The sequence below is a fragment of the Vibrio sp. JZG120 genome (genome assembly GCF_053890955.1).
Map to the genome: position 1 here is coordinate 80,045 of NZ_JBSRRK010000012.1, position 19,665 is coordinate 99,709.

General features: G+C 44.3%; 16 protein-coding genes and 1 tRNA gene. 11 read left to right on the forward strand and 6 right to left on the reverse strand.

Annotated features, from left to right (window positions below):
* Positions 1–157: 157 nt before the first annotated feature.
* The 3 genes from ACWPOD_RS19945 to pepA all read right to left on the reverse strand — a co-directional run bounded on the left by ACWPOD_RS19945 (position 158) and on the right by pepA (position 5,186).
* Positions 158–3,016 carry a valine--tRNA ligase gene (locus ACWPOD_RS19945; RefSeq protein WP_046873613.1) on the reverse strand — a complete coding sequence of 953 codons (2,859 nt, stop codon included), beginning with the start codon at positions 3,014–3,016 and terminating at the stop codon, positions 158–160.
* Positions 3,017–3,112: 96 nt separating this feature from the next.
* Positions 3,113–3,565, reverse strand: a complete 453-nt coding sequence (locus tag ACWPOD_RS19950; RefSeq protein ID WP_256966144.1) for a DNA polymerase III subunit chi — start codon at positions 3,563–3,565, stop codon at positions 3,113–3,115.
* 112 nt (positions 3,566–3,677) lie between these two features.
* Positions 3,678–5,186, reverse strand: coding sequence for a leucyl aminopeptidase (gene pepA / locus ACWPOD_RS19955; RefSeq protein ID WP_005397459.1), 1,509 nt, complete (start codon positions 5,184–5,186; stop codon positions 3,678–3,680).
* Positions 5,187–5,386: 200 nt separating this feature from the next.
* Between pepA and lptF the strand changes: the two genes are divergently transcribed.
* The gene (gene lptF, locus ACWPOD_RS19960) at positions 5,387–6,487 is read left to right on the forward strand and encodes an LPS export ABC transporter permease LptF (protein ID WP_006742363.1); all 1,101 of its coding nucleotides are present in this window, start codon (positions 5,387–5,389) and stop codon (positions 6,485–6,487) included.
* A gap of 3 nt (positions 6,488–6,490) precedes the next feature.
* Entirely contained in the window at positions 6,491–7,561 is a 1,071-nt protein-coding gene (lptG, locus tag ACWPOD_RS19965; protein WP_456232156.1) for an LPS export ABC transporter permease LptG, read from the forward strand.
* Positions 7,562–7,648: 87 nt separating this feature from the next.
* On the opposite strand, the gene ACWPOD_RS19970 is transcribed toward lptG, so the two are convergent.
* Together ACWPOD_RS19970 and ACWPOD_RS19975 are read right to left on the reverse strand one after the other, a co-directional pair.
* Positions 7,649–8,128 carry an RDD family protein gene (locus tag ACWPOD_RS19970; protein WP_046873615.1) on the reverse strand — a complete coding sequence of 160 codons (480 nt, stop codon included), beginning with the start codon at positions 8,126–8,128 and terminating at the stop codon, positions 7,649–7,651.
* Between the two features lie 184 nt (positions 8,129–8,312).
* A complete protein-coding gene (locus ACWPOD_RS19975) occupies positions 8,313–9,581 on the reverse strand; it encodes a DUF2254 domain-containing protein (protein WP_395195817.1) in 1,269 nt (422 codons plus the stop codon).
* Between the two features lie 227 nt (positions 9,582–9,808).
* On the opposite strand from ACWPOD_RS19975, the gene ACWPOD_RS19980 reads away from it, so the two are divergent.
* Positions 9,809–10,474, forward strand: coding sequence for an SDR family NAD(P)-dependent oxidoreductase (locus tag ACWPOD_RS19980; protein ID WP_248381962.1), 666 nt, complete (start codon positions 9,809–9,811; stop codon positions 10,472–10,474).
* Between the two features lie 190 nt (positions 10,475–10,664).
* Positions 10,665–10,749, forward strand: a tRNA-Leu gene (locus ACWPOD_RS19985).
* Between the two features lie 200 nt (positions 10,750–10,949).
* Here the strand turns inward: ACWPOD_RS19985 and ACWPOD_RS19990 are convergent.
* Positions 10,950–12,233 carry a carbohydrate-binding protein gene (locus tag ACWPOD_RS19990; protein ID WP_456232157.1) on the reverse strand — a complete coding sequence of 428 codons (1,284 nt, stop codon included), beginning with the start codon at positions 12,231–12,233 and terminating at the stop codon, positions 10,950–10,952.
* A 247-nt stretch (positions 12,234–12,480) separates the two neighbouring features.
* Here ACWPOD_RS19990 and ACWPOD_RS19995 point away from each other — a divergent pair, with 247 nt between their 5' ends.
* The 7 genes from ACWPOD_RS19995 to ACWPOD_RS20025 all read left to right on the forward strand — a co-directional run bounded on the left by ACWPOD_RS19995 (position 12,481) and on the right by ACWPOD_RS20025 (position 19,165).
* A complete protein-coding gene (locus ACWPOD_RS19995) occupies positions 12,481–12,786 on the forward strand; it encodes a PTS sugar transporter subunit IIB (RefSeq protein WP_025767645.1) in 306 nt (101 codons plus the stop codon).
* 88 nt (positions 12,787–12,874) lie between these two features.
* Entirely contained in the window at positions 12,875–14,209 is a 1,335-nt protein-coding gene (locus ACWPOD_RS20000; protein ID WP_005397441.1) for a PTS sugar transporter subunit IIC, read from the forward strand.
* A 51-nt stretch (positions 14,210–14,260) separates the two neighbouring features.
* Positions 14,261–14,572: a PTS lactose/cellobiose transporter subunit IIA gene (locus ACWPOD_RS20005; protein WP_031780628.1), complete on the forward strand. Its 312-nt coding sequence runs from the start codon at positions 14,261–14,263 to the stop codon at positions 14,570–14,572.
* 10 nt (positions 14,573–14,582) lie between these two features.
* Complete coding sequence (locus tag ACWPOD_RS20010) at positions 14,583–15,905, forward strand: 6-phospho-beta-glucosidase (RefSeq protein ID WP_005397437.1); 1,323 nt, start codon at positions 14,583–14,585, stop codon at positions 15,903–15,905.
* An 18-nt stretch (positions 15,906–15,923) separates the two neighbouring features.
* Complete coding sequence (gene chbG / locus ACWPOD_RS20015; RefSeq protein ID WP_006742368.1) at positions 15,924–16,679, forward strand: chitin disaccharide deacetylase; 756 nt, start codon at positions 15,924–15,926, stop codon at positions 16,677–16,679.
* 105 nt (positions 16,680–16,784) lie between these two features.
* Positions 16,785–17,783, forward strand: a complete 999-nt coding sequence (locus tag ACWPOD_RS20020; protein ID WP_456232158.1) for a LacI family DNA-binding transcriptional regulator — start codon at positions 16,785–16,787, stop codon at positions 17,781–17,783.
* Between the two features lie 128 nt (positions 17,784–17,911).
* On the forward strand, positions 17,912–19,165 hold the full coding sequence (locus tag ACWPOD_RS20025) for an HD-GYP domain-containing protein (RefSeq protein WP_456232159.1): 1,254 nt from the start codon (positions 17,912–17,914) through the stop codon (positions 19,163–19,165).
* Positions 19,166–19,665: the final 500 nt, after the last annotated feature.

The window sequence follows — 19,665 nt, forward strand, 5'->3', positions numbered from 1 at the left end:
ATAATTCTCATTAATGCTAATGGATGATGAGTATTGTTGCGATAGGGGAAAGCTATTGATGATAGTTTTTGGTGAAAGATATACAAAAAAGGTTGACCATGATGGCCAACCTTTGGATTCAAAGTGAGAAGTGTTAGTTCTTCTCTTTCACTGAGGCTTAAAGTGCAGCGATCGTTGTCTTCTGCTCTTCTAGCTTAGCTAGTGTCTCTTTGTAGCCTTCAAGCTTCTCACGCTCTTTAGCAACAACAGCTTCAGGTGCTTTCGCTACAAAGCCTTCGTTGCCCAGTTTGCCTTCGATACGCTTGATTTCGCCGTGCGTCTTCTTGATTTCGCCATCTAGACGAGCAAGCTCTGCATCTTTGTCGATCAAACCCGCCATTGGGATCATCAGCTCAGACTTGCCAACCAGTGCCGTTGCACACGCTGGGGTTTCTTCGCCAGCTTCAAGCACGCGTACTGCTTCTAGCTTCGCTAGAGACATCAATACTTGTTTGCTTGCTTCTAGACGAGAGGCGTCTTTCTCATTCGCTGCTTTCAGCATAACGTCTAGAGGCTTGCCAGGGTTGATGTCGTACTCAGCACGTAGGTTGCGGATGCTAGTGATGAACGCTTTCACCCATTCGATGTCGTCTAGCGCTTCTTGGTGGAAGTTCGCTTCGTCAAACTGAGGCAGAGTTTGTAGCATGATTGTCTCGCCCTCAACACCGTCAACTAGTGGCTTGATGCTTTGCCAGATAGTTTCTGTGATGTAAGGAATCACAGGGTGAGCTAGACGTAGCGTTTTCTCAAGTACCGTGATTAGTGTACGGCGAGTACCACGCTGTTGCGCTTCAGTACCTTTCCATAGAACGGGTTTAGTTAGCTCTAGGTACCAGTCACAGAATTGGTTCCAGATGAATTCGTATAGCGTGTTCGCAGCCATATCTAGACGGAAGTTGTCGATATGGTTGTTGAACGCTTTCGCTGCGAGCTCAAACTGAGACTCGATCCACTTGTCTGCTAATGAGTACTCGATCTCACCTTCACCAAAACCACAATCTTGCTCTTCTGTGTTCATCATTACGTAACGGCTTGCGTTCCATAGTTTGTTACAGAAGTTACGGTAACCCTCAAGACGCTTCATATCCCAGTTGATATCGCGACCTGTTGATGCCATTGCTGCAAGAGTGAAACGCAGTGCGTCTGTACCGTATGCTTCGATACCGTTTTCAAACGTCTTACGAGTGTTCTTCTCGATCTTCTTCGCTAGCTGAGGCTGCATCATGTTGCCACAACGCTTCTCTACTAGAGACTCTAGGTCGATACCATCGATCATGTCGATTGGGTCAAGTACGTTACCTTTCGACTTCGACATCTTGTCGCCGTTTTCGTCACGGATTAGGCCGGTAACGTAAACTGTCTTAAATGGTACTTGTGGTTTGCCATTTTCGTCTTTCACGAAGTGCATGGTCATCATGATCATGCGCGCAACCCAGAAGAAGATGATGTCGAAACCAGTTACTAGAACGTCTGAAGGGTGGAATACTTTCAGATCGTCAGTTTGCTCTGGCCAACCTTGAGTACCGAACGTCCATAGCGCAGAAGAGAACCATGTATCCAGTACGTCTTCGTCTTGATGCAGCTCAATTACTGACTCTAGGTTGTTGTTCTTGCGAACTTCTTCTTCAGTGCGACCTACGTAAACATTACCTTGGTTGTCGTACCAAGCTGGGATGCGGTGACCCCACCATAGCTGACGAGAGATACACCAGTCTTGAACGTCACGCATCCAAGAGAAGTACATGTTTTCGTATTGCTTAGGAACGAATTGGATGTCGCCGTTTTCTACTGCTTCAACTGCTGTTTTCGCTAGAGGCGCAGTACGTACGTACCATTGGTCAGTTAGCATTGGTTCGATAACCACGCCACCACGGTCGCCGTAAGGAACTTGTAGATCGTGATCTTTCACTTCTTCAAGTAGGCCTAGCTCGTCGAATTCAGCAACGATAGCTTTACGAGCGGCAAAACGCTCCATACCGTGATATTTAGCTGGTAGCTCAGTGCTGTAAGCGTCGCTTGCTTCGCCGTTAGTGTTGAATACTTCTGCTGCGTCGCGGATGTTCGCGTCGAAAGTCAGAATGTTGATCATTGGTAGCTGGTGGCGCTTACCAACTTCGTAGTCGTTGAAGTCGTGCGCAGGTGTGATTTTCACACAGCCAGTACCTTTTTCCATATCTGCGTGCTCATCGCCCACGATTGGGATGCGACGATCAACGATAGGAAGGATGATTTCTTTACCGATAAGATCTTTGTAACGTGGATCTTCTGGGTTAACTGCAACACCCGTATCGCCTAGCATGGTCTCTGGACGAGTCGTTGCAACAACGATGTAGTCTTTGCCATCCGCTGTTTTAGCACCATCTGCTAGTGGGTAGCGGAAGTGCCACATGTGACCTTTAGTGTCTTTGTTCTCTACTTCTAGATCTGAAATCGCTGTGTGTAGCTTTGGATCCCAGTTAACTAGACGCTTACCGCGGTAGATTAGATCGTCTTCGTATAGACGTACGAACACTTCTTGAACGGCGTTAGATAGACCATCGTCCATCGTAAAGCGCTCACGGTCCCAGTCTACTGATGCGCCAAGACGACGAAGCTGTTTAGTGATAGTGCCACCAGATTCGCCTTTCCATTCCCAGATTTTGTCGATGAAAGCTTCACGACCGTAATCGTGTTTTGTTTTGCCTTCTTCTGCAGCGATCTTACGCTCAACAACCATCTGAGTTGCGATACCAGCGTGGTCAGTACCTACTTGCCAAAGGGTGTTTTTACCCTTCATACGTTCACAACGGATAAGCGTATCCATGATCGTATCTTGGAACGCGTGGCCCATGTGTAGGCTACCAGTGACGTTCGGTGGCGGGATCATGATGCTGTATGATTCTTTAGTAGTGTCACCGTGTGGCTTAAAGTAGCCTTTCTCTTCCCAAGTCTGATACAGAGCTTGTTCGATTGAAGTTGGGTTGTATGTCTTTTCCATAGCGCTCTTTTAATGGATACGTTGATGGTTGAATCTTAGTCAATCTTTATAAGTGAGGGATCTTAACAAGATCGCCTTAACTATAAGGATTGACCGTTAAGGATATTGAATTTCGATCGTTTGCAGCTGGTAACCTGCTTGACGGTAAATTTTATATCTTTCTCTTGCGAGTTGTTTAGCTTTTTCTTCGCAGGGCACGAAGTCTACCACTTGAGCAAACTTGTTCGCAAAGGTTGTCTCATTTTCCGCCAAATTAATTACCAATTGACGATTCCAAGACGGCTTTACACCGTTATGGCCGATCTCAATATTGGTGGCGTATTTCGGTCCCTCGCCTACTAGGTTATGTGCCATGAACTTGTCTACATCAACTTGCCAAAAGGCTTCAGCGAGCTGCTCGGCGTGTGGTTTGTCTTGGCAGTTTAAATACACTTTAGCGCCTTGGCGGGCAAAGTGCTGCGCCAAAAACACAATGTACTCTTCAAAGCCAGCCACCGTTGCTTGCGGGCTCTCTTCGTTAATGATGTAGAAGGTTGCAGTTTGCGTCATTCTCTCACTTGCCTTGGGTCTCTTCCTAAGACCATCTTAAATCCCATTTTCATTTTAGAAAATTAGGATAATAAAAAAGGGCCTTGCGGCCCTTTTAGATTTTGTTCAGAAATTACTCTTCTGTCTCTTGGCCGCTGCGGTTCAAAAGGAATTGGACAAGCATTGAGACAGGACGGCCCGTTGAGCCTTTCGCTGCGCCTGATTTCCACGCAGTACCTGCGATATCGACGTGAGCCCAGTTGTACTTCTTCGCGAACTTAGATAAGAAGCAACCCGCAGTGATAGTACCAGCAGGGCGGCCACCAATGTTTGCCATATCCGCAAACGGGCTCTTCAGCTGCTCGTGGTACTCATCTGCCATTGGTAGACGCCATGCACGGTCACTCGCTTGCTCTGAAGCGTTAACTAGCTCATGAGAAAGAGGGTTGTGGTTAGAGATAACGCCACTGATGTGGTGACCTAGTGCGATAACACAAGCACCAGTTAGGGTTGCAACGTCAACCACGCAGTCTGGTTCGAAACGCTCTACGTAAGTCAGTGCGTCACAAAGAACAAGACGACCTTCTGCATCCGTGTTCAGAACTTCTACAGTTTGACCAGACATTGTCGTTAGGATATCACCTGGACGGTAAGCATTGCTGCCAGGCATGTTTTCACAGCCTGCTAGAACACCAATAACGTTAATTGGTAGGTTTAGCTTCGCTAGCGCTTTCATTGTACCGAATACCGATGCCGCACCACACATGTCGTACTTCATCTCATCCATACCTTCACCCGGCTTTAGAGAGATACCGCCTGAATCGAAGGTTAGACCTTTACCTACAAGCACGATAGGTTTTGCATCTGAGTCAGGGTTACCTTTGTACTCGATGATAGACATCATAGATTCGTTTTTAGAACCACGGCCTACTGCTAGGTAAGAGGTCATACCCAGTTTTTCCATCTCTTGCTCACCAATGATTTTGGTGGTTACGGTTTCGTAATCGTCCGCTAGACGACGAGCTTGAGAAGCAAGGTAAGCTGGATTAGCTACGTTTGGCGGCATGTTGCCAAGGTCTTTTGAAGCTTTGACACCTGATGCGATAGCGAGACCATGAGTGATTGCTTTTTCACCCAAGTTTAATTCACGACGCGTTGGTACATTGAAAACAAGCTTGCGCAGTGGGCGGCGAGTCTCAGGTTTAACGCTCTTGAATTGATTAAATGTGTATAGACCATCTTTAGTCGCTTCTACAGCCTGGCGCACTTTCCAGTATGTATCACGACCCTTAACATGCAGTTCAGTTAGGAAACATACCGCTTCCATTGAGCCTGTCTCGTTAAGTGTGCTGATCGTCTTTTGAATGATTTCCTTGTACTGGCGCTCGCCAAGTTCACGCTCTTTGCCGCAACCGACAAGTAAAACGCGCTCTGACAAAACACCTGGTACTTGATGCAGTAGCAGCATCTGACCAGGTTTACCCTCTAGATCACCACGGCGAAGTAGTGAACTGATGTAACCGTCACTGATTTTATCAAGTTGTTCGGCTACTGGAGAAAGGCGACGTGGTTCAAACACACCAACAACGATACATGCGCTACGTTGTTTCTCTGGACTGCCACTTTTTACACTGAACTCCATGCGTACTCCTACATCCTGAAGACAAATTGCTCTAAATGTTAGATAATGATCGCTTACTTGTTGAATTTTAGCTCCAGGCTTACATGCAGAGCTGATTAAGCGACTAACATCTAGTTTATAATTTTTAAAAAAATAAATGGTTCAACGGGAAACTATAGTGATTCGACCAAAAAAACAAGTTTTGTATAGGTAATTTCAGCGTGATTATTGTTAGATATTTGATCCGCGAAACACTCAAGAGCCAATTTGCGATTTTTTTCGTACTTTTTTTGGTGTTTGTAAGCCAGAAATTCATAAGTGTTCTTGCTGATGCTTCTGATGGGGATATTCCTGCTGGATTGATTTTCTCGATTGTTGGTTTGAATATGCCAGCAATGGGTCTATTAATGCTGCCTTTAAGTCTGTATATCGGCATATTGATCACATTTGGTCGTCTGTATGCAGAGAGCGAAATTGTCGTGATGAACGCGACAGGTATTGGTAACAAATTCTTGGTACAAGCGGCCTTGTACTTAGCGCTGATTACTTCTGCTGTGGCGGCTTTTAATGCATTGTGGTTATCGCCGTGGTCTCAAGACCGTGTAGAGCAACTTTATGAACAAGTGGCGGCAGAAAACAGCGTTGACTTGCTAAAGAAAGGGCAATTCCAAGGCACGCCAGATGGTTCATCGGTTGTGTTCATTGATGACATTAAAGACAATACATTGAGCAACGTTTTTGTCGCGCAGATGCGCCCGAGAGATTCAGTATTGCCGAGTGTGATGTTCTCGTCCTCTGGTGAAGTAAAAGAACTGTCGGACGGCCGTCAGGTCATCACCATGAAAGAAGGCACGCGTTATGAAGGTGTGCCGACTCGCGTTGAATATATGATCACAAAATTCGATGAATACGAAGGCGTTATCGGCCAGCGTGAGGTCAAAAAGAAAGGGCGAGATTGGGAAGCGTACCCAACGGTTGATTTGATTGGACACCCAGACCCAGAAGCACAAGCAGAGCTGCAATGGCGAATTTCGTTATTTGTGTGTATTCCACTCTTAACGATGCTGGTTATTCCTTTGTCGGCGGTGAATCCGCGTCAGGGACGATTTGCCAAAATGGGGCCCGCGATTCTTATTTATCTAGCGTATTTCCTGGCGATTAGTGCAACAAAATCTGCATTAGAAGATGGTGACATTCCGGCGGCAATCGGCATGTGGCCAATTAATGCGATGTTACTGATTGTCGCAATCATGGCCAATATGATGGACAGCGTTGCTGCTCGACGAATAAAAGACAAATTCCGTAAGAAGAGGCTCGCGTAAGCTGTGTTCAAAATCTTAGACCTTTACATCGGTAGAACCATCATCTCTACCACTGCCTTGGTTTTAGCGACGTTTGTTGGCTTATCGGGCATCATCAAATACGTAGAACAGTTACGTAAAGTAGGGCGAGGCGTGTATGACCTCACTCATGCGTTGTACTTTGTGTTGCTGAGTGTGCCGCGTGATATCGAAATGTTCTTCCCAATGGCGGCATTACTCGGTGCCCTTATTGGTTTGGGTATGTTGGCGTCAAGCTCTGAGCTGGTGGTGATGCAAGCTGCTGGTTTCTCAAAGTTGGATATCGGGTTATCCGTGCTCAAAACGGCGGTGCCACTTATGCTTATCGTTATGACGTTAGGGCAATGGGGCGCTCCAGAAGCACAAAAGATGGCGCGTGACTTACGTGCGTTTGCGATATCGGGAGGTAGTATTGTCTCAGTTCGTTCTGGAGTTTGGGCTCGTGACGCAAACGACTTTATCTTTATAGGTAAAGTCGAAGACGACAAGCTTTATGCTTTAAATATGTGGCGTTTTGATGATGATAAGAATCTACAAAAGGTTATCTTTGCTGAAGAGGTCGACTATCAACAAGATAACAATTGGTTGATGCGAGACGTACAAATCACGGATATGAAAAATGAAAACGTGATTTCGAAGCAAGACATTGAACATATGGAATGGCATACGTCATTGGCTCCAGATAAGCTAGCTGTGGTGACGGTAAAGCCTGAAGAGTTATCACTGAGCGGTTTGTATGATTACGTGACCTATCTGAAAGCATCAGAGCAAGATGCGTCTCGCTATGAATTGGCGTTTTGGCGTAAGTTGACACAGCCGCTTTCAATTGCCGTGATGATGTTGATGGCGCTATCGTTTGTTTTCGGTCCACTCAGAAGTGTGACCATGGGGGCAAGGGTATTGTCGGGCGTGGTTGCCGGGTTTACTTTTTATATATCCAGTGAGTTCTTTGGCCCATTAAGCTTGGTGTATGGCATATCCCCTGTGTTTGGTGCATTGGCCCCGAGCCTAGTGTTCTTAGCCATTGCGATTGCGCTGCTGAGAAGAAAGCTGTAGCTGAAGTATCACCGAATAAACCATGTTTCATCGGACTAAATGTAAAAGGAAGGCATTATGCCTTCCTTTTTTGTATTCCCGGATAAGTTAGTTTGCCTTAGGCAACACAACAACCTCTGTTTTTGCCCAAATGTCGTGGAACCCACGTTTCTTGGGATCAATCGGTACAGTCAGGTTTGCCAAACCAAAGCCAGATGTTGCAATGCGAATCAGGGCTTGAGTGACTGTAATCGGCGCGCCGTCTTTGGCATTGCGAACTCGAAGTTTCCAAGCGCGCATCCCAAGTGTTTGTCCTGCTCGCGTCCAGAAGAAGACAAAGAAGTATATCCACACAACCGCAAGATACAGTGTAAACAGAGGGCTTAATACAGGGTGCTTCCCGAGCATATCAGCGGCATCTGCGTACTCGCCATAGCTCAACAGCCCTGCAGCATTTAGTGCAAACACAATGGCCATAACAATACCTGCGGCCATCATTTCAATTGCGATAATAATCAATGTGTCGTAAATCAACGCTGCAAGTCGACGAAAGAGACCAGCAGGTGGAAGAGTTGTAGACGTTGTCATTATTCCATCACTTACCTTAAAAATTGTGCGTCAGAATATAGATTCCCTCACCAAGAGAAAAGAGACCTAACGCACAGAGTCTTTAATTATGCATAAACGAAGTGACTTTTCTGCTGTGTGTTATGAACACATATCATGATGTACAAGGCCTTTCGGTAACCTATTTCAACTGAATTTTACTTGCCTAACCATTAGCTTTTTGGTCTGTAACTAGATTAGACAGATGAGAGAGTTGGTGTTTCTCATCTTCGGTATAATGCTGGCTCAAGGCGAGCTCTAAAGCTTTTTCTGATAGCTTGGTTGCAGGTGATAAAAACAACTTGGGGTGCATACTAGAAAGAGCCAGCAAGGCTTTTTGTAGGCGAATCTGTATTTGGAGTTGCGCTGCACCATCGTGCGCGATTGGCAAAAAGACATCATCAAATAAATCTTGGCAGCTTAATGCGGGCACAAATAACCTAGGGTATCGAGTCTTGGTAGGCGGCTCGCTGAGTAACTCTCCCCATAATGAAAGCGCTCGTACAGAACGCCCAAGAACATCAATCGCGGTACCGTTATCATTCACGGCGGGGGAGAGAGCTCGTGAGGCGATCTCCGCCATTACGACTAATCCAAAACGAGGATCTTGATCATAGGAACGCTCCGTTCGAATCGTGAAGGCCGCAGTTATTTCGTTTTCGTCTGGCAACGCTCCACAAACCCAAGCCAATGGTTGACTCACATACACAAAACTTCCTGGTTGTCGTTCAAGATAGATGGTGCATTGGTTTGCTTCAGCAATACTATCGAGATGATGCATATCAACATGCTGTAAGTAGCCAATTTCTTGGCTGAAAATAGGCTTGCTTCCTCTGGGTTTATGTTCTGGATGGCTCCATGGGTGAGCGCCTAACCAGCGTTCCCGACCACGTTTTCTTATCGCATCTAACAAAGCTTGTTCCACGTAGGAGGTAGTTTCACTGACTCTCCCTAGTACAGAAAGGTGCTGAATCCAACGTAGCAAGGTGAGTATGATCATCACGATCACGGCGATGGTAACGATGAATAGGTAAATTTGTGCTTGTTGATGATAGGCGCCAATGCCTAGCGCGATAATGCCTACCAAACTAAATAGAAAAGAGCCAAGAAAGGTCGCCAAAGCATTTTGTGTTGTGCTGTCTTCCATCAACAGTTTTGTCGCTCGCGGCGTTACCCCTGCACTAGCGGCACTGTACGCTGAGACCATTATATTGAGCGAGAATGTGGTCACCGCAAGCATGGAAGTCGCGAGGATATTTAATATGTTGTTAAGCAAATCCTTACTGACGTTGATTGCAGGAGGCAGAGTAATGAACTGGTTTAAAACAATGGATATTAGGGCGGTGGCGACAGCAAGTAAGGCATAAAGTGATGTGCGAACCCACAATTTGCGCGTCATTTGCTTCAGTAACCATTGCCATTTTGACCCAGTCATTCGCATGCTCCTATTCAGTTCTTACTCGAAAGTCGATAGAAAATTCAGAAAGTTATTCTTGCTTAAGCATAGGTTAAATCTTCCTCGTTCTACTTGGAATTTCATGCATCATGAGAGTAAGAAAGCCGCTTGCTTCAAAGAACGGTGTTCTTGAGGTGTGAATTACCAAGATTCTGTTACCTTAATTGATAGATACATTAAAAGTATGTAATAGAAAAGAGGTAGCCATGATTGTAATTACAGGTGCAAGTAGCGGTTTAGGGGCAGAGCTGGCAAAGCGTTATGATGCGGAAGACAAAGAGACGTATATCATAGGAAGAAACACAGAAAAACTATCCGCATTAGCTAAACAACTCTCTCATAACGTCGGATATCAAGCTTGCAACCTCTCACTGCATCAAGATGTGAAACACCTATTTGATGGGATGAAACAGCCGCCTGAAATGGTCATTCATAGTGCAGGAAGTGGTTATTTTGGCGAACTGGAAGAGCAGGAGCCGGAAGAGATTCAAAAACTGATTGATAATAACCTGAATTCTGCGATTCATGTGTTAAGAGAGTTAGTAAAGCGTTACAAAGATCAACCGATAAAAGTGGTCATGATCATGTCCACAGCCGCTCAACAACCAAAAGCGCAAGAGTCTACGTATTGTGCTGTGAAGTGGGCTGTCAAAGGATTAATCGAGTCGGTTCGTTTGGAGTTAAAAGGAAAGCCGATGAAAATTATCGCGGTTTATCCTGGTGGTATGGATACGGAATTCTGGAAGACAAGCGGCAACACGATGGACACGAGTCACTTCATGCAAGCGGAAGATGCTGCCGAGATGGTCCATACGGCTTTGTCGAGCATTGGGAATGGTTATGTTTCTGATATTACAGTGAATAGAGTTTAAAAAGAGTTACGTATACTCATTTTCACCTGGATCAGTAGTAGCAAATGGAGTGTACGTTTCTTATCAGTACAGCTTTGTCACACTTTGTGGCGAAATTATCAGCAAACGATAGTTATTTAAGGTATTTCTGCTTGCGCAGGTCAAAAGCTTCCGTATAATGCCAACCATCAAAGGGCAATAGCCCAAAGATGCCGGTGTGGTGAAATTGGTATACACGACGGATTCAAAATCCGTTGCCTTCGGGCGTGGCGGTTCAAGTCCGCCCACCGGTACCATAATTCATATGATAAAGCCTCGACGTAAGTCGGGGCTTTGTTGTATCTAGGGTTTGTGAATTCAAATCCAGCGTGGCGTCAGGAATGCCAGGCCCAGTCAGTCCACTCTTTACTGCTTTTTTATTTTTACTTTTCTAAAAATAAAAAAGCGCGAGGGATTACCTCGCGCAAGCTACTACATGATAATAGTAGGGAACAGCTTATAGAGCTGTGAACAAGGTGTTCTGTGAGTCAGGTGTCCAATCGGCTTGAGATACGTGTGGGACGTTGACGAGATAACGTTTGCCAGAGTACGTCACAACATCTCCCTCTTTATATGAAACATTCACTTCCCAATTTGTTGCCGGATCAGCATTGGTCCAAAGGCTAGAGGTTGGGGAAGGTGCCCAGTCCTGCTGTGCGTTATGGCTGGTCACTGCTTGGTAAACGGTGCCTAAATGTAGGACGTAGTCGCCAGCGTTGTAGCTATGACCAACTTGCCAGTTTGGTGTGTAGTTATCCATCGTATCGAATACATAGCCAGCTTGTTTTGCTAGTCGGATAAATTCCGCTAATTTAGGTAAATTCTTGGTTGCGCCCATTCCTCGCTTACCGTCTTCAAACAAAAACTCATGCGTTAGAATAATGACCTTGTCTGCGTGGAGAGGTGTACCACATGGAAACTCTTGTGCTTTTGAATTGATAGGGTTGATGGTGGTAGGAGCACAGTTGTTCAATGCTGCATCTACGTAACCTAGGAAAGGTTCTGCCTCTGTTAGACTGTTGGCTGGCATTGCTATCCCCCAGTTTTCAGGTGCCCAATCCACATCCCAACCATGTGTTTGATAGCCTTTATTAGCCAGAATGTTTTGTACCGCAATTGAGGCTTTCACACTGTTTGATGGGGCGTTGATATTACAAACGTAGCCTGGTTCCCAAGGTTTAAAGTCATCAGACGTTGCGCATAATCCATCTGCTTTGAAGTCTTTAGTCACGCGCCAGCCGTTGGTGTAGGGCAGTCTAGCAAACTCTGTTGCCTTATAATTCGGGTAGCTTGTAATGTTAGGCAAATACTTCTCTAACACAGATAAGTTTTCCGTAAACATTGAGGCATCGTAAACAGGATCTTGGTACGAGTTAAGCTGGTGGTCGCCGGTAGCATTACATTCTGCTGCGCTATTAGGTCCAAACTCATCAACGCAGTTATGAACCATATGATCGTAACTATGGTTCGCGACAATATGACCAGTGTCTAATGCGAGCTTTAAGGCTTCTAGCGAACGGTCTTCATTCTCATCACCAATTCCGTCTAAGTGCCAAGCATTAAAGTAAAACGTCGCTTTGATATCTTCTTGGTTAAGTACTTGAATAACGTCAATAGAAGCATTGATTGGTCCATCATCAAACGTTAGATAAATGGTGCCTTTAGAGTCGGTTTGAGCAAATGAGTATTGTGATAGTGCGGCACTTACAAGCGTTGCAATAGCCAATTTATTAAATTTCATTCTCTATTCCTTTTTAGAAATTAATAACGACGTTGTCAGTAGTAATATATTGATAATTTGAAACCTAATGTGGTGTCTTAATTTATTTCCTGACTTTTATCCTAGACCTAAATAATTACTAAAAAACAGGTCGTATTTTCTAAATTGGGATTGTGTTCACGAATAATGCAACCGGTTGCGCTTTTTTGTCTTGGTTATTTTTGCTACAGTTTTTGCAGGTTGAAATTTACACAACGGGAGTAAGGCTATGAAAAAGATCCTTTTATGCTGTAGCGCAGGGATGTCAACCAGTATGCTTGTTAAAAAAATGGAGCAAGCAGCTGAAAATAAAGGAATTGAGTGCAAAATTGACGCGATGTCAGTGAATGCATTTGAAGATGCAATTAAAGAGTACGATGTTTGTCTTCTCGGGCCTCAAGTACGTTTTCAGCTAGAAGAGCTAAGAAAAACGGCGCAAGAGCATGGTAAAAACATTGATGCGATTTCTCCTCAGCATTATGGAATGATGAAGGGAGAAGAAGTACTAGAGCAAGCATTAGAATTAATTAACTAAACCATAGTTTTAAATTAAAAAAGATAACTGTACATCAAATATAAATATTTGATGCGGGATTCTTTTGCCTAAAATAAGGATGGATTCTATGAAGCTTTATGACGCAATTATAGGCGCAGTCGAAAAGCATATAGCCCCTATAGCAGCAAAAGTGGGGAATCAGCCCCATGTTCGAGCAATGAGAGACGGTTTTATAGTTGCAATGCCGTTTATTATTGTCGGTAGTTTCATTTTGATTTTTGCATTCCCACCATTTGCCGAAGACACGACCTTTACTTTTGGTCGAATTTGGCTCGATTTCGCCACCACACATTTTGATACCATAATGATGCCCTACAACATGTCGATGGGGATCATGACCATTTTTGTTTCGCTCGGCGTTGCTTATAGCTTAGCTAAGGCTTACAAGATGGATGGGATCACGAGTGCTGTATTGTCGCTGATGTCTTTTTTACTCATCGCGGCCCCTGCTAAAGATGGCGCGTTGTCTATGTCACACATGGGAGGAACCGGGATCTTCACCGCAGTGATGTGTGCATTCTTCTCGGTAGAGCTCTACCGTTTTATGAAAAAGCACAATATTACGATTCGTATGCCAGAGCAGGTGCCACCGGCGATTGCACGATCATTTGAAGTACTGTTACCAGTCTTAGCGATATTTATTACCTTATATCCACTTAGCCTTTTCGTGCAAACCCAGTACGACATGCTGATTCCAGATGCGGTCATGGCAGTCTTTAAGCCTTTAATTAGTGCGTCTAACTCATTGCCTGCCATTATTGGCGCTCTATTGCTTTGCCAATTACTTTGGTTTGCGGGTATCCATGGTGCTGCAATTGTTGTGGGGCTGCTTTCTCCAATTTTCTTGACCAACATTGGTGCCAACATCGAAGCCTTTGTTGCAGGTGAACCGATTCCAAACGTATTTACTCAGCCTTTCTGGGATTTTTACATCTTTATCGGTGGCTCTGGTGCAACACTTGCTCTTGTTATGCTGATGTCATTTAGCCGTTCTGTTCACCTTAAGAGTATTGGTCGAATGAGTGCGGTGCCTGGCTTCTTCCAAATCAATGAGCCTGTGATCTTCGGTAGCCCAGTTGTAATGAACCCGACCTTGTTTATTCCGTTTGTCTTCGCTCCAGTCATCAACGCTACGATTGCGTACTTTGCTGTGCATGTCGGCTTTGTGGGCATGGGTGTCGCTACAACGCCTTGGACAACACCAGCACTGATAGGTGCTTCGTGGGGTAGCGGTTGGACCTTTGCTCCAGTATTGCTCGTCATTGGTTTATTGATTCTTGATCTAATTATCTACTTCCCATTCTTCAAAATGTTTGAGAAGCAAATGTTGGAGCAAGAACTACCGACGACGAAAGAAACTAAAGATGAGGCGCAACCTTCAGGCGAAGGTGTTACTGCTTAACGGTGCTTAATGGGCCGTAATTGCCGCGGCCCGATTTTCGGAGAGAAAATGATGGAACAAGAATTAGTTGTGATGGAGATCATCTGTAATGCTGGCGAAGCCAGAAGTTTGAGCTACGAGGCGTTGCGTTTATCTAGAGAACAAGATTTTGATGCGGCTGAGGAGAAGCTCTCTCAAGCAAGAGAGTGCATTAACAAAGCCCACTTAATTCAGACTCAGTTGATTGAGGAAGATCAGGGGGAAGGGAAAGTCCCGATGACGTTAGTGATGGTACATGCTCAAGATCACTTAATGACCACGATTTTGGCTCAAGAAATGGCTGTAGAAATCGTTGCACTGAACAAAAAAATCTCGAACAAATAAGGGGAGAAAAATGTCTAGAGAGGCGATCAAACTTGCCATTATTGGCGGTGGTAGTAGCTATACCCCTGAACTGGTTGAAGGGGTTATTAAGCGCTTAGAATATTTACCCGTTAAGAAGATTCATTTTGTGGACATTGAGTCAGGAGCTGAGAAGCTTGAGATTATCAAAGGTCTAGCGCAGCGAATGGTTGATAAAGCAGGTGCAAAGATTGAGATAAAAGCAGACTTTGATCGTCGTGCTGCGATAAAAGATGCGGACTTTGTGATGACGCAGTTCCGTGTGGGTGGCCTTGCTGCTCGTGCTAATGACGAGCGAATTCCAATTAAATACGACGTCATCGGTCAAGAAACAACAGGCCCAGGTGGGTTTGCTAAAGCACTGCGAACCATCCCGGTTATTCTTGATATATGTAAAGATATTGAAGAGTTGGCACCCAATGCATGGATGCTCAACTTCACCAACCCTGCGGGTTTGGTCTCTGAAGCCGTCAGTAAGTACACCAAAGTAAAGAGTATTGGTTTATGTAATGTGCCGGTTTCGATGGAAATGATGATCGCAGAAATGATGGAGTGCGAGCCAAAAGAGCTACAACTGGAGTTTGCCGGATTAAACCATCTCGTTTGGGTGCACAAAGCATGGCTCAATGGAGAAGATATTACTCAAACAGTATTAGAGAAAGTCGGTGATGGTGCTAACTTCAGCATGAAGAACATCTGGGAAGAACCGTGGGATCCCGCATTTCTAAAAGCGCTGGGGGCGATACCATGTCCTTACCATCGTTATTTCTATCAAACCGATGCTATGCTCGCTGAAGAGAAACAAAGCGCGGGTGAAAAGGGCACTCGTGCTGAGCAGGTAATGGAAACAGAAAATGCGCTATTCAAGCTCTATCAAGATCCTAATCTCGATCATAAGCCGAAAGAGTTAGAAGAGCGGGGTGGGGCTTATTATTCAGATGCATCACTAAACTTGGTTGATTCAATTTATAACAATCGTAATAGTATTCATGTTGTTAACGTCTTAAATAACGGAGCGATTAACGGCCTCCCCGACGATGCTGTGATTGAGTGTAGCGCGGTGATTGGTAGTTGGGGCGCGAAACCTCTTGCGGTTGGTGAGCTGTCAAACAATATCAAAGGATTACTCTATCAAGTCAAAGCATATGAACAGTTGACAATAGACGCTGCTGTTGAAGGTAATTATGACAAAGCGCTCATGGCATTAACCAACAACCCATTGGTGCCAGACATTGGTCGTGCCAAGTCAATTCTGGATGATATCCTAGCGGTGAACGCTCCGTATTTACCTCAATTTAAACTAACGACGTTGTAGTACTAAGGAAGGGCGCCAATGAAAGTCATTTTTAATGCTGATGATTTTGGTTTAACGAGAGGTGTAAATAACGGCATCGTAAAAGCTCATCAGCAAGGTGTTGTTCATTCAACCACCATGATGGTCGGTATGGATGCTGAGAAACATGCTTTAGAGTTGGCTCGCCATAATCCAGACTTGAGAATTGGCGTTCATCTTAGGTTTACAGCGGGAGTGCCTCTAACTGGGCACCCTAATTTGACCAACGGCCGAGCGCATTTTATCAAATACGACGAACTGTGGGGTAAGCAGGACTTCGAAACTCAGGTCATTTATGACGAAGCAAAAGCTCAGGTGGAACATTTTTTATCGCTTGGGTTAGAGCTAAGCCACTTAGATAGCCATCATCACGCGCATACTCACCCTCAAATTTTGCCCGTTATTAAAGAGGTAGCGAGTGAATACCGAGTGCCACTGCGGGGCACTGGCTTGTGTCAAGAATCGATGACAACAAGGTATGTCTTTACTGATGAGTTTTACGATCAAAAAGTAAGTTTAGATGGTTTGATGGCGCATTTATTGAGTCTAAAGACAAACTATGATTTGGTTGAGGTGATGTGCCACCCGGCAGAGGCCGATCAAGCGCTGATTTTAAAGAGTGGTTATGCGCTTCAGCGAGAGCTAGAGTTACAAGTTCTAACCTCTCCCATTTTAAAAGAACAGTTAGCTCAACATGGTATAGCTGTCACGGATTACTCTGAGCTCGTTTCTACCAATCAAATGGTCGGTGTATGATTAAAGGCTGCCAGCTTCGCCCCCTATAAGCACCTTACGAATTGCTGGCAGCCGTTCTACACAAACGGATATTTAATAACAATTGCAGTTGGACCCAATAGCATTATGGCAAGGATTAAAGATGTCGCCGAACTCGCCGGTGTAAATCGCTCTACCGTTTCTCGAATCATTAATGGGGAGGGGAAGTTTCGCGAAGAAACTCGAAAAAAAGTAGAGCAAGCTATGGCGCAACTGAATTATCGCCCGAGTGCGATTGCTCGTTCACTCGCAACCTCATCCAGTAATATGGTTGGCTTATTGGTGACTTACTATACGGGGGGCTTCTTTGGCGAGATGATGGAGCAGGTTCAGACTGAGCTGGATATTCATAAAAAGTTTCTGATTACCGCTCAAGGACATCATTCTGCAGAAGGTGAAAAGGAAGCCATTCAGCGTTTTAATGATCTGCGTTGTGATGGCTATGTCCTCCATAGTCGTTATTTGTCAGATGATGATTTACGTGAATTAGCAAAACAGCCTACGCCTTTCGTTCTTCTGGATCGCTATGTTGAAGGAATAGAAGAGCGTTGCGTTACTTTTAATCATCATCATGCAAGCCGTATTGCCGTCGAGCATCTTTTAGCTGGTGGTCATAGAAAAATCGCTTGTATTACCGGTCCATCCCAACGTCATAATAGTTTATTAAGAAAGCTTGGGTACGTTGATGCGATGAAGGACGCAGGTATCGATATTGACGAAAGCTGGTGTGAAGAAGGGAATTATGGTCGGCAAAGTGGTTATGATGCAATGGCTGCAATTTTACAACGACACCCTGAAGTTACTGCAGTCTTTTCTTGCAGTGAGGAAATGACGGTCGGTGCAATGCAGTACTTACACGAGCACAATATTTCAGTACCGGAGCAAATCTCTTTAACTAGCTTTGACAGTGTCGACCTTTGTGAAAGCCTTTATCCTACAGTGTCGGCAGTGCACTTTCCTATCAGTGATATGGCCCGTGTAGCGGTACAAACATTAATGGGATTAGTCAAAGTTCAAGAAATAATAGATAAGCCAACGTTCGAGGCTCAGCTTAAAATACGCAAAGCAGATCGCACCTTAAAGTAGCTTGCTTTTGCTCATTAAATGAGTCATTAGAAATGACCATCTGATGTTTTGATACTTACTGATGAATTTATTCACAAAATTTACTAGTATTCTAACTCTCTTAGGCAACGTAAATCAGTAGTGAATAAGTGGCAGCCATTAAACTTACGGTCGATCGTATTCAACCCGGATTACATATCCGTCTTCCGCTAAAGTGGAACGATCACCCTTTTCTACTCAATAGCTTTAAGATTAAAGACCAAGAGCAAGTCGAGATGATCCGTCACCTCGGTGTAAAGTTCGTTTACTTTAATCCAGAGCAAAGTGATGCCGCACCACTTCCAGTCGACCAGATACAAGCTGATAGAGTAACGAATGAAGCGTCGCTAGATCATGAAGCTCAAAAACTTTGGCAAGAAAAACAAAACCGCATAGAAAAGTTAAGTGCGTATCGTCGACGCGTTATTCAGTGCGAAAAAGAGTTTGAGCGCTCTCTTGCGCGTATGCGCTCAGTCATGACGAAAATTCGCAATCGTCCAACAGCTGCCGTTGATGAAGCAAAGCTTCTTATTGAAGATATCGTCGAGAAGTTAATGTGTGATGATAATGTCACTCTACATCTGATGAACGGTAAAAATGAGTTTGAAGATATTTATTTCCATTCGTTGAACGTTGCTGTTATCGCCATGATGATTGGCCGTGCTAACGGGTACTCAGCTGCGCAGTTGAAAGAGCTTTCATTTTCAGCGCTATTCCACGATATCGGTAAAATAAAAATTCCTACCGCAATATTAAGAAAGCAAGCACCGCTGACGGAACCAGAAATTAACTACTTAAAGTTGCACACCAAATATGGAGTAGACCTTGCGAGTCAAATAGAAGGTTTTCCCGAGGTTGCGAGAGTTGTGATTGCACAGCACCATGAACTAAGAGATGGGTCTGGCTATCCCAAAGGTCTGAAAGGAGATGAGATCAACGAGTTTGCTCAAATTATTGCTGTAGCTAACGCATTTGATAACTTGTGTCATACACCTATAGTCTCAGAGCAAAAAATTCCTTATACCGCACTCTCTCATTTATATAAGAACTGTAAACACCTATATAAAGAAGAAAACCTGAATATCCTGATTAAGTTTATGGGCGTGTTTCCTCCAGGCACTGTGGTTCAGCTTTCCAATAATATGGTGGGCTTGGTTATCTCAGTGAATGCATCGCATCTATTATTCCCAAATGTATTGGTTTACGACCCATCAGTGCCAAGGACGCAGGCGCCAATCATTGATCTTGCATCAAAGGATATAAAGATAGTTAACGCGGTTCATCCGTCTAAATTGCCGGAGAAAATCAAAGAGTATCTTAATCCGCGTTCACGCATTTCTTACTTCTTCGATAGTGATGAGTAGTTATCCACATATTTTTGTGGGTAAGCTGTAGAAATCTTGAGTGTTATTTCGGGGTAATTTTGAGGTTGGATGGAAAGTATCCACTTGGCATGTTTTTTTAGAAAAAATGTATTTTTAGTATTGCCAAAGAAAATCTTCTCCCTATAATGCGCATCCATCGACACGGCAGACGCCACAAGGCTTCAGCAGGGTCGAAGAGGTAAAAAGGTTCTACGAAAAATTAGTTGAAAAAAGTGTTTGACACTAACAACCAAATCGCTAGAATGCACCTCCGCTTTGAGAGAAAAAGTTCTCGCAAAGCAAGCTCTTTAACAATATAGACCTATCAATCTGTGTGGGCACTCGTTGATGATAATCCAATTAGATACCTCGGTATCAAATTAGGTTTCAATGATACGAAGTGACCATTGAATCTTCGGATTCAGCACAGTCAATTCAAACATTACTTATGTAATGTTCAGTATTCATTGAGCCGAACAAAATCTTAAATTGAAGAGTTT

Excerpts from the sequence above, each read along its gene's own strand:
- ACWPOD_RS19995 (WP_025767645.1), top strand. The coding sequence starts at position 12,481 with ATGAAAAAGATCCTTTTATGCTGTAGCGCAGGGATGTCAACCAGTATG.
- chbG (WP_006742368.1), top strand. The coding sequence starts at position 15,924 with ATGAAAGTCATTTTTAATGCTGATGATTTTGGTTTAACGAGAGGTGTA.
- ACWPOD_RS20005 (WP_031780628.1), top strand. The coding sequence starts at position 14,261 with ATGGAACAAGAATTAGTTGTGATGGAGATCATCTGTAATGCTGGCGAA.
- ACWPOD_RS19950 (WP_256966144.1), bottom strand. The coding sequence starts at position 3,565 with ATGACGCAAACTGCAACCTTCTACATCATTAACGAAGAGAGCCCGCAA.
- ACWPOD_RS19990 (WP_456232157.1), bottom strand. The coding sequence starts at position 12,233 with ATGAAATTTAATAAATTGGCTATTGCAACGCTTGTAAGTGCCGCACTA.
- pepA (WP_005397459.1), bottom strand. The coding sequence starts at position 5,186 with ATGGAGTTCAGTGTAAAAAGTGGCAGTCCAGAGAAACAACGTAGCGCA.
- ACWPOD_RS20020 (WP_456232158.1), top strand. The coding sequence starts at position 16,785 with ATGGCAAGGATTAAAGATGTCGCCGAACTCGCCGGTGTAAATCGCTCT.
- ACWPOD_RS19980 (WP_248381962.1), top strand. The coding sequence starts at position 9,809 with ATGATTGTAATTACAGGTGCAAGTAGCGGTTTAGGGGCAGAGCTGGCA.
- ACWPOD_RS19970 (WP_046873615.1), bottom strand. The coding sequence starts at position 8,128 with ATGACAACGTCTACAACTCTTCCACCTGCTGGTCTCTTTCGTCGACTT.
- ACWPOD_RS20010 (WP_005397437.1), top strand. The coding sequence starts at position 14,583 with ATGTCTAGAGAGGCGATCAAACTTGCCATTATTGGCGGTGGTAGTAGC.
- ACWPOD_RS19945 (WP_046873613.1), bottom strand. The coding sequence starts at position 3,016 with ATGGAAAAGACATACAACCCAACTTCAATCGAACAAGCTCTGTATCAG.
- ACWPOD_RS20000 (WP_005397441.1), top strand. The coding sequence starts at position 12,875 with ATGAAGCTTTATGACGCAATTATAGGCGCAGTCGAAAAGCATATAGCC.
- ACWPOD_RS19975 (WP_395195817.1), bottom strand. The coding sequence starts at position 9,581 with ATGACTGGGTCAAAATGGCAATGGTTACTGAAGCAAATGACGCGCAAA.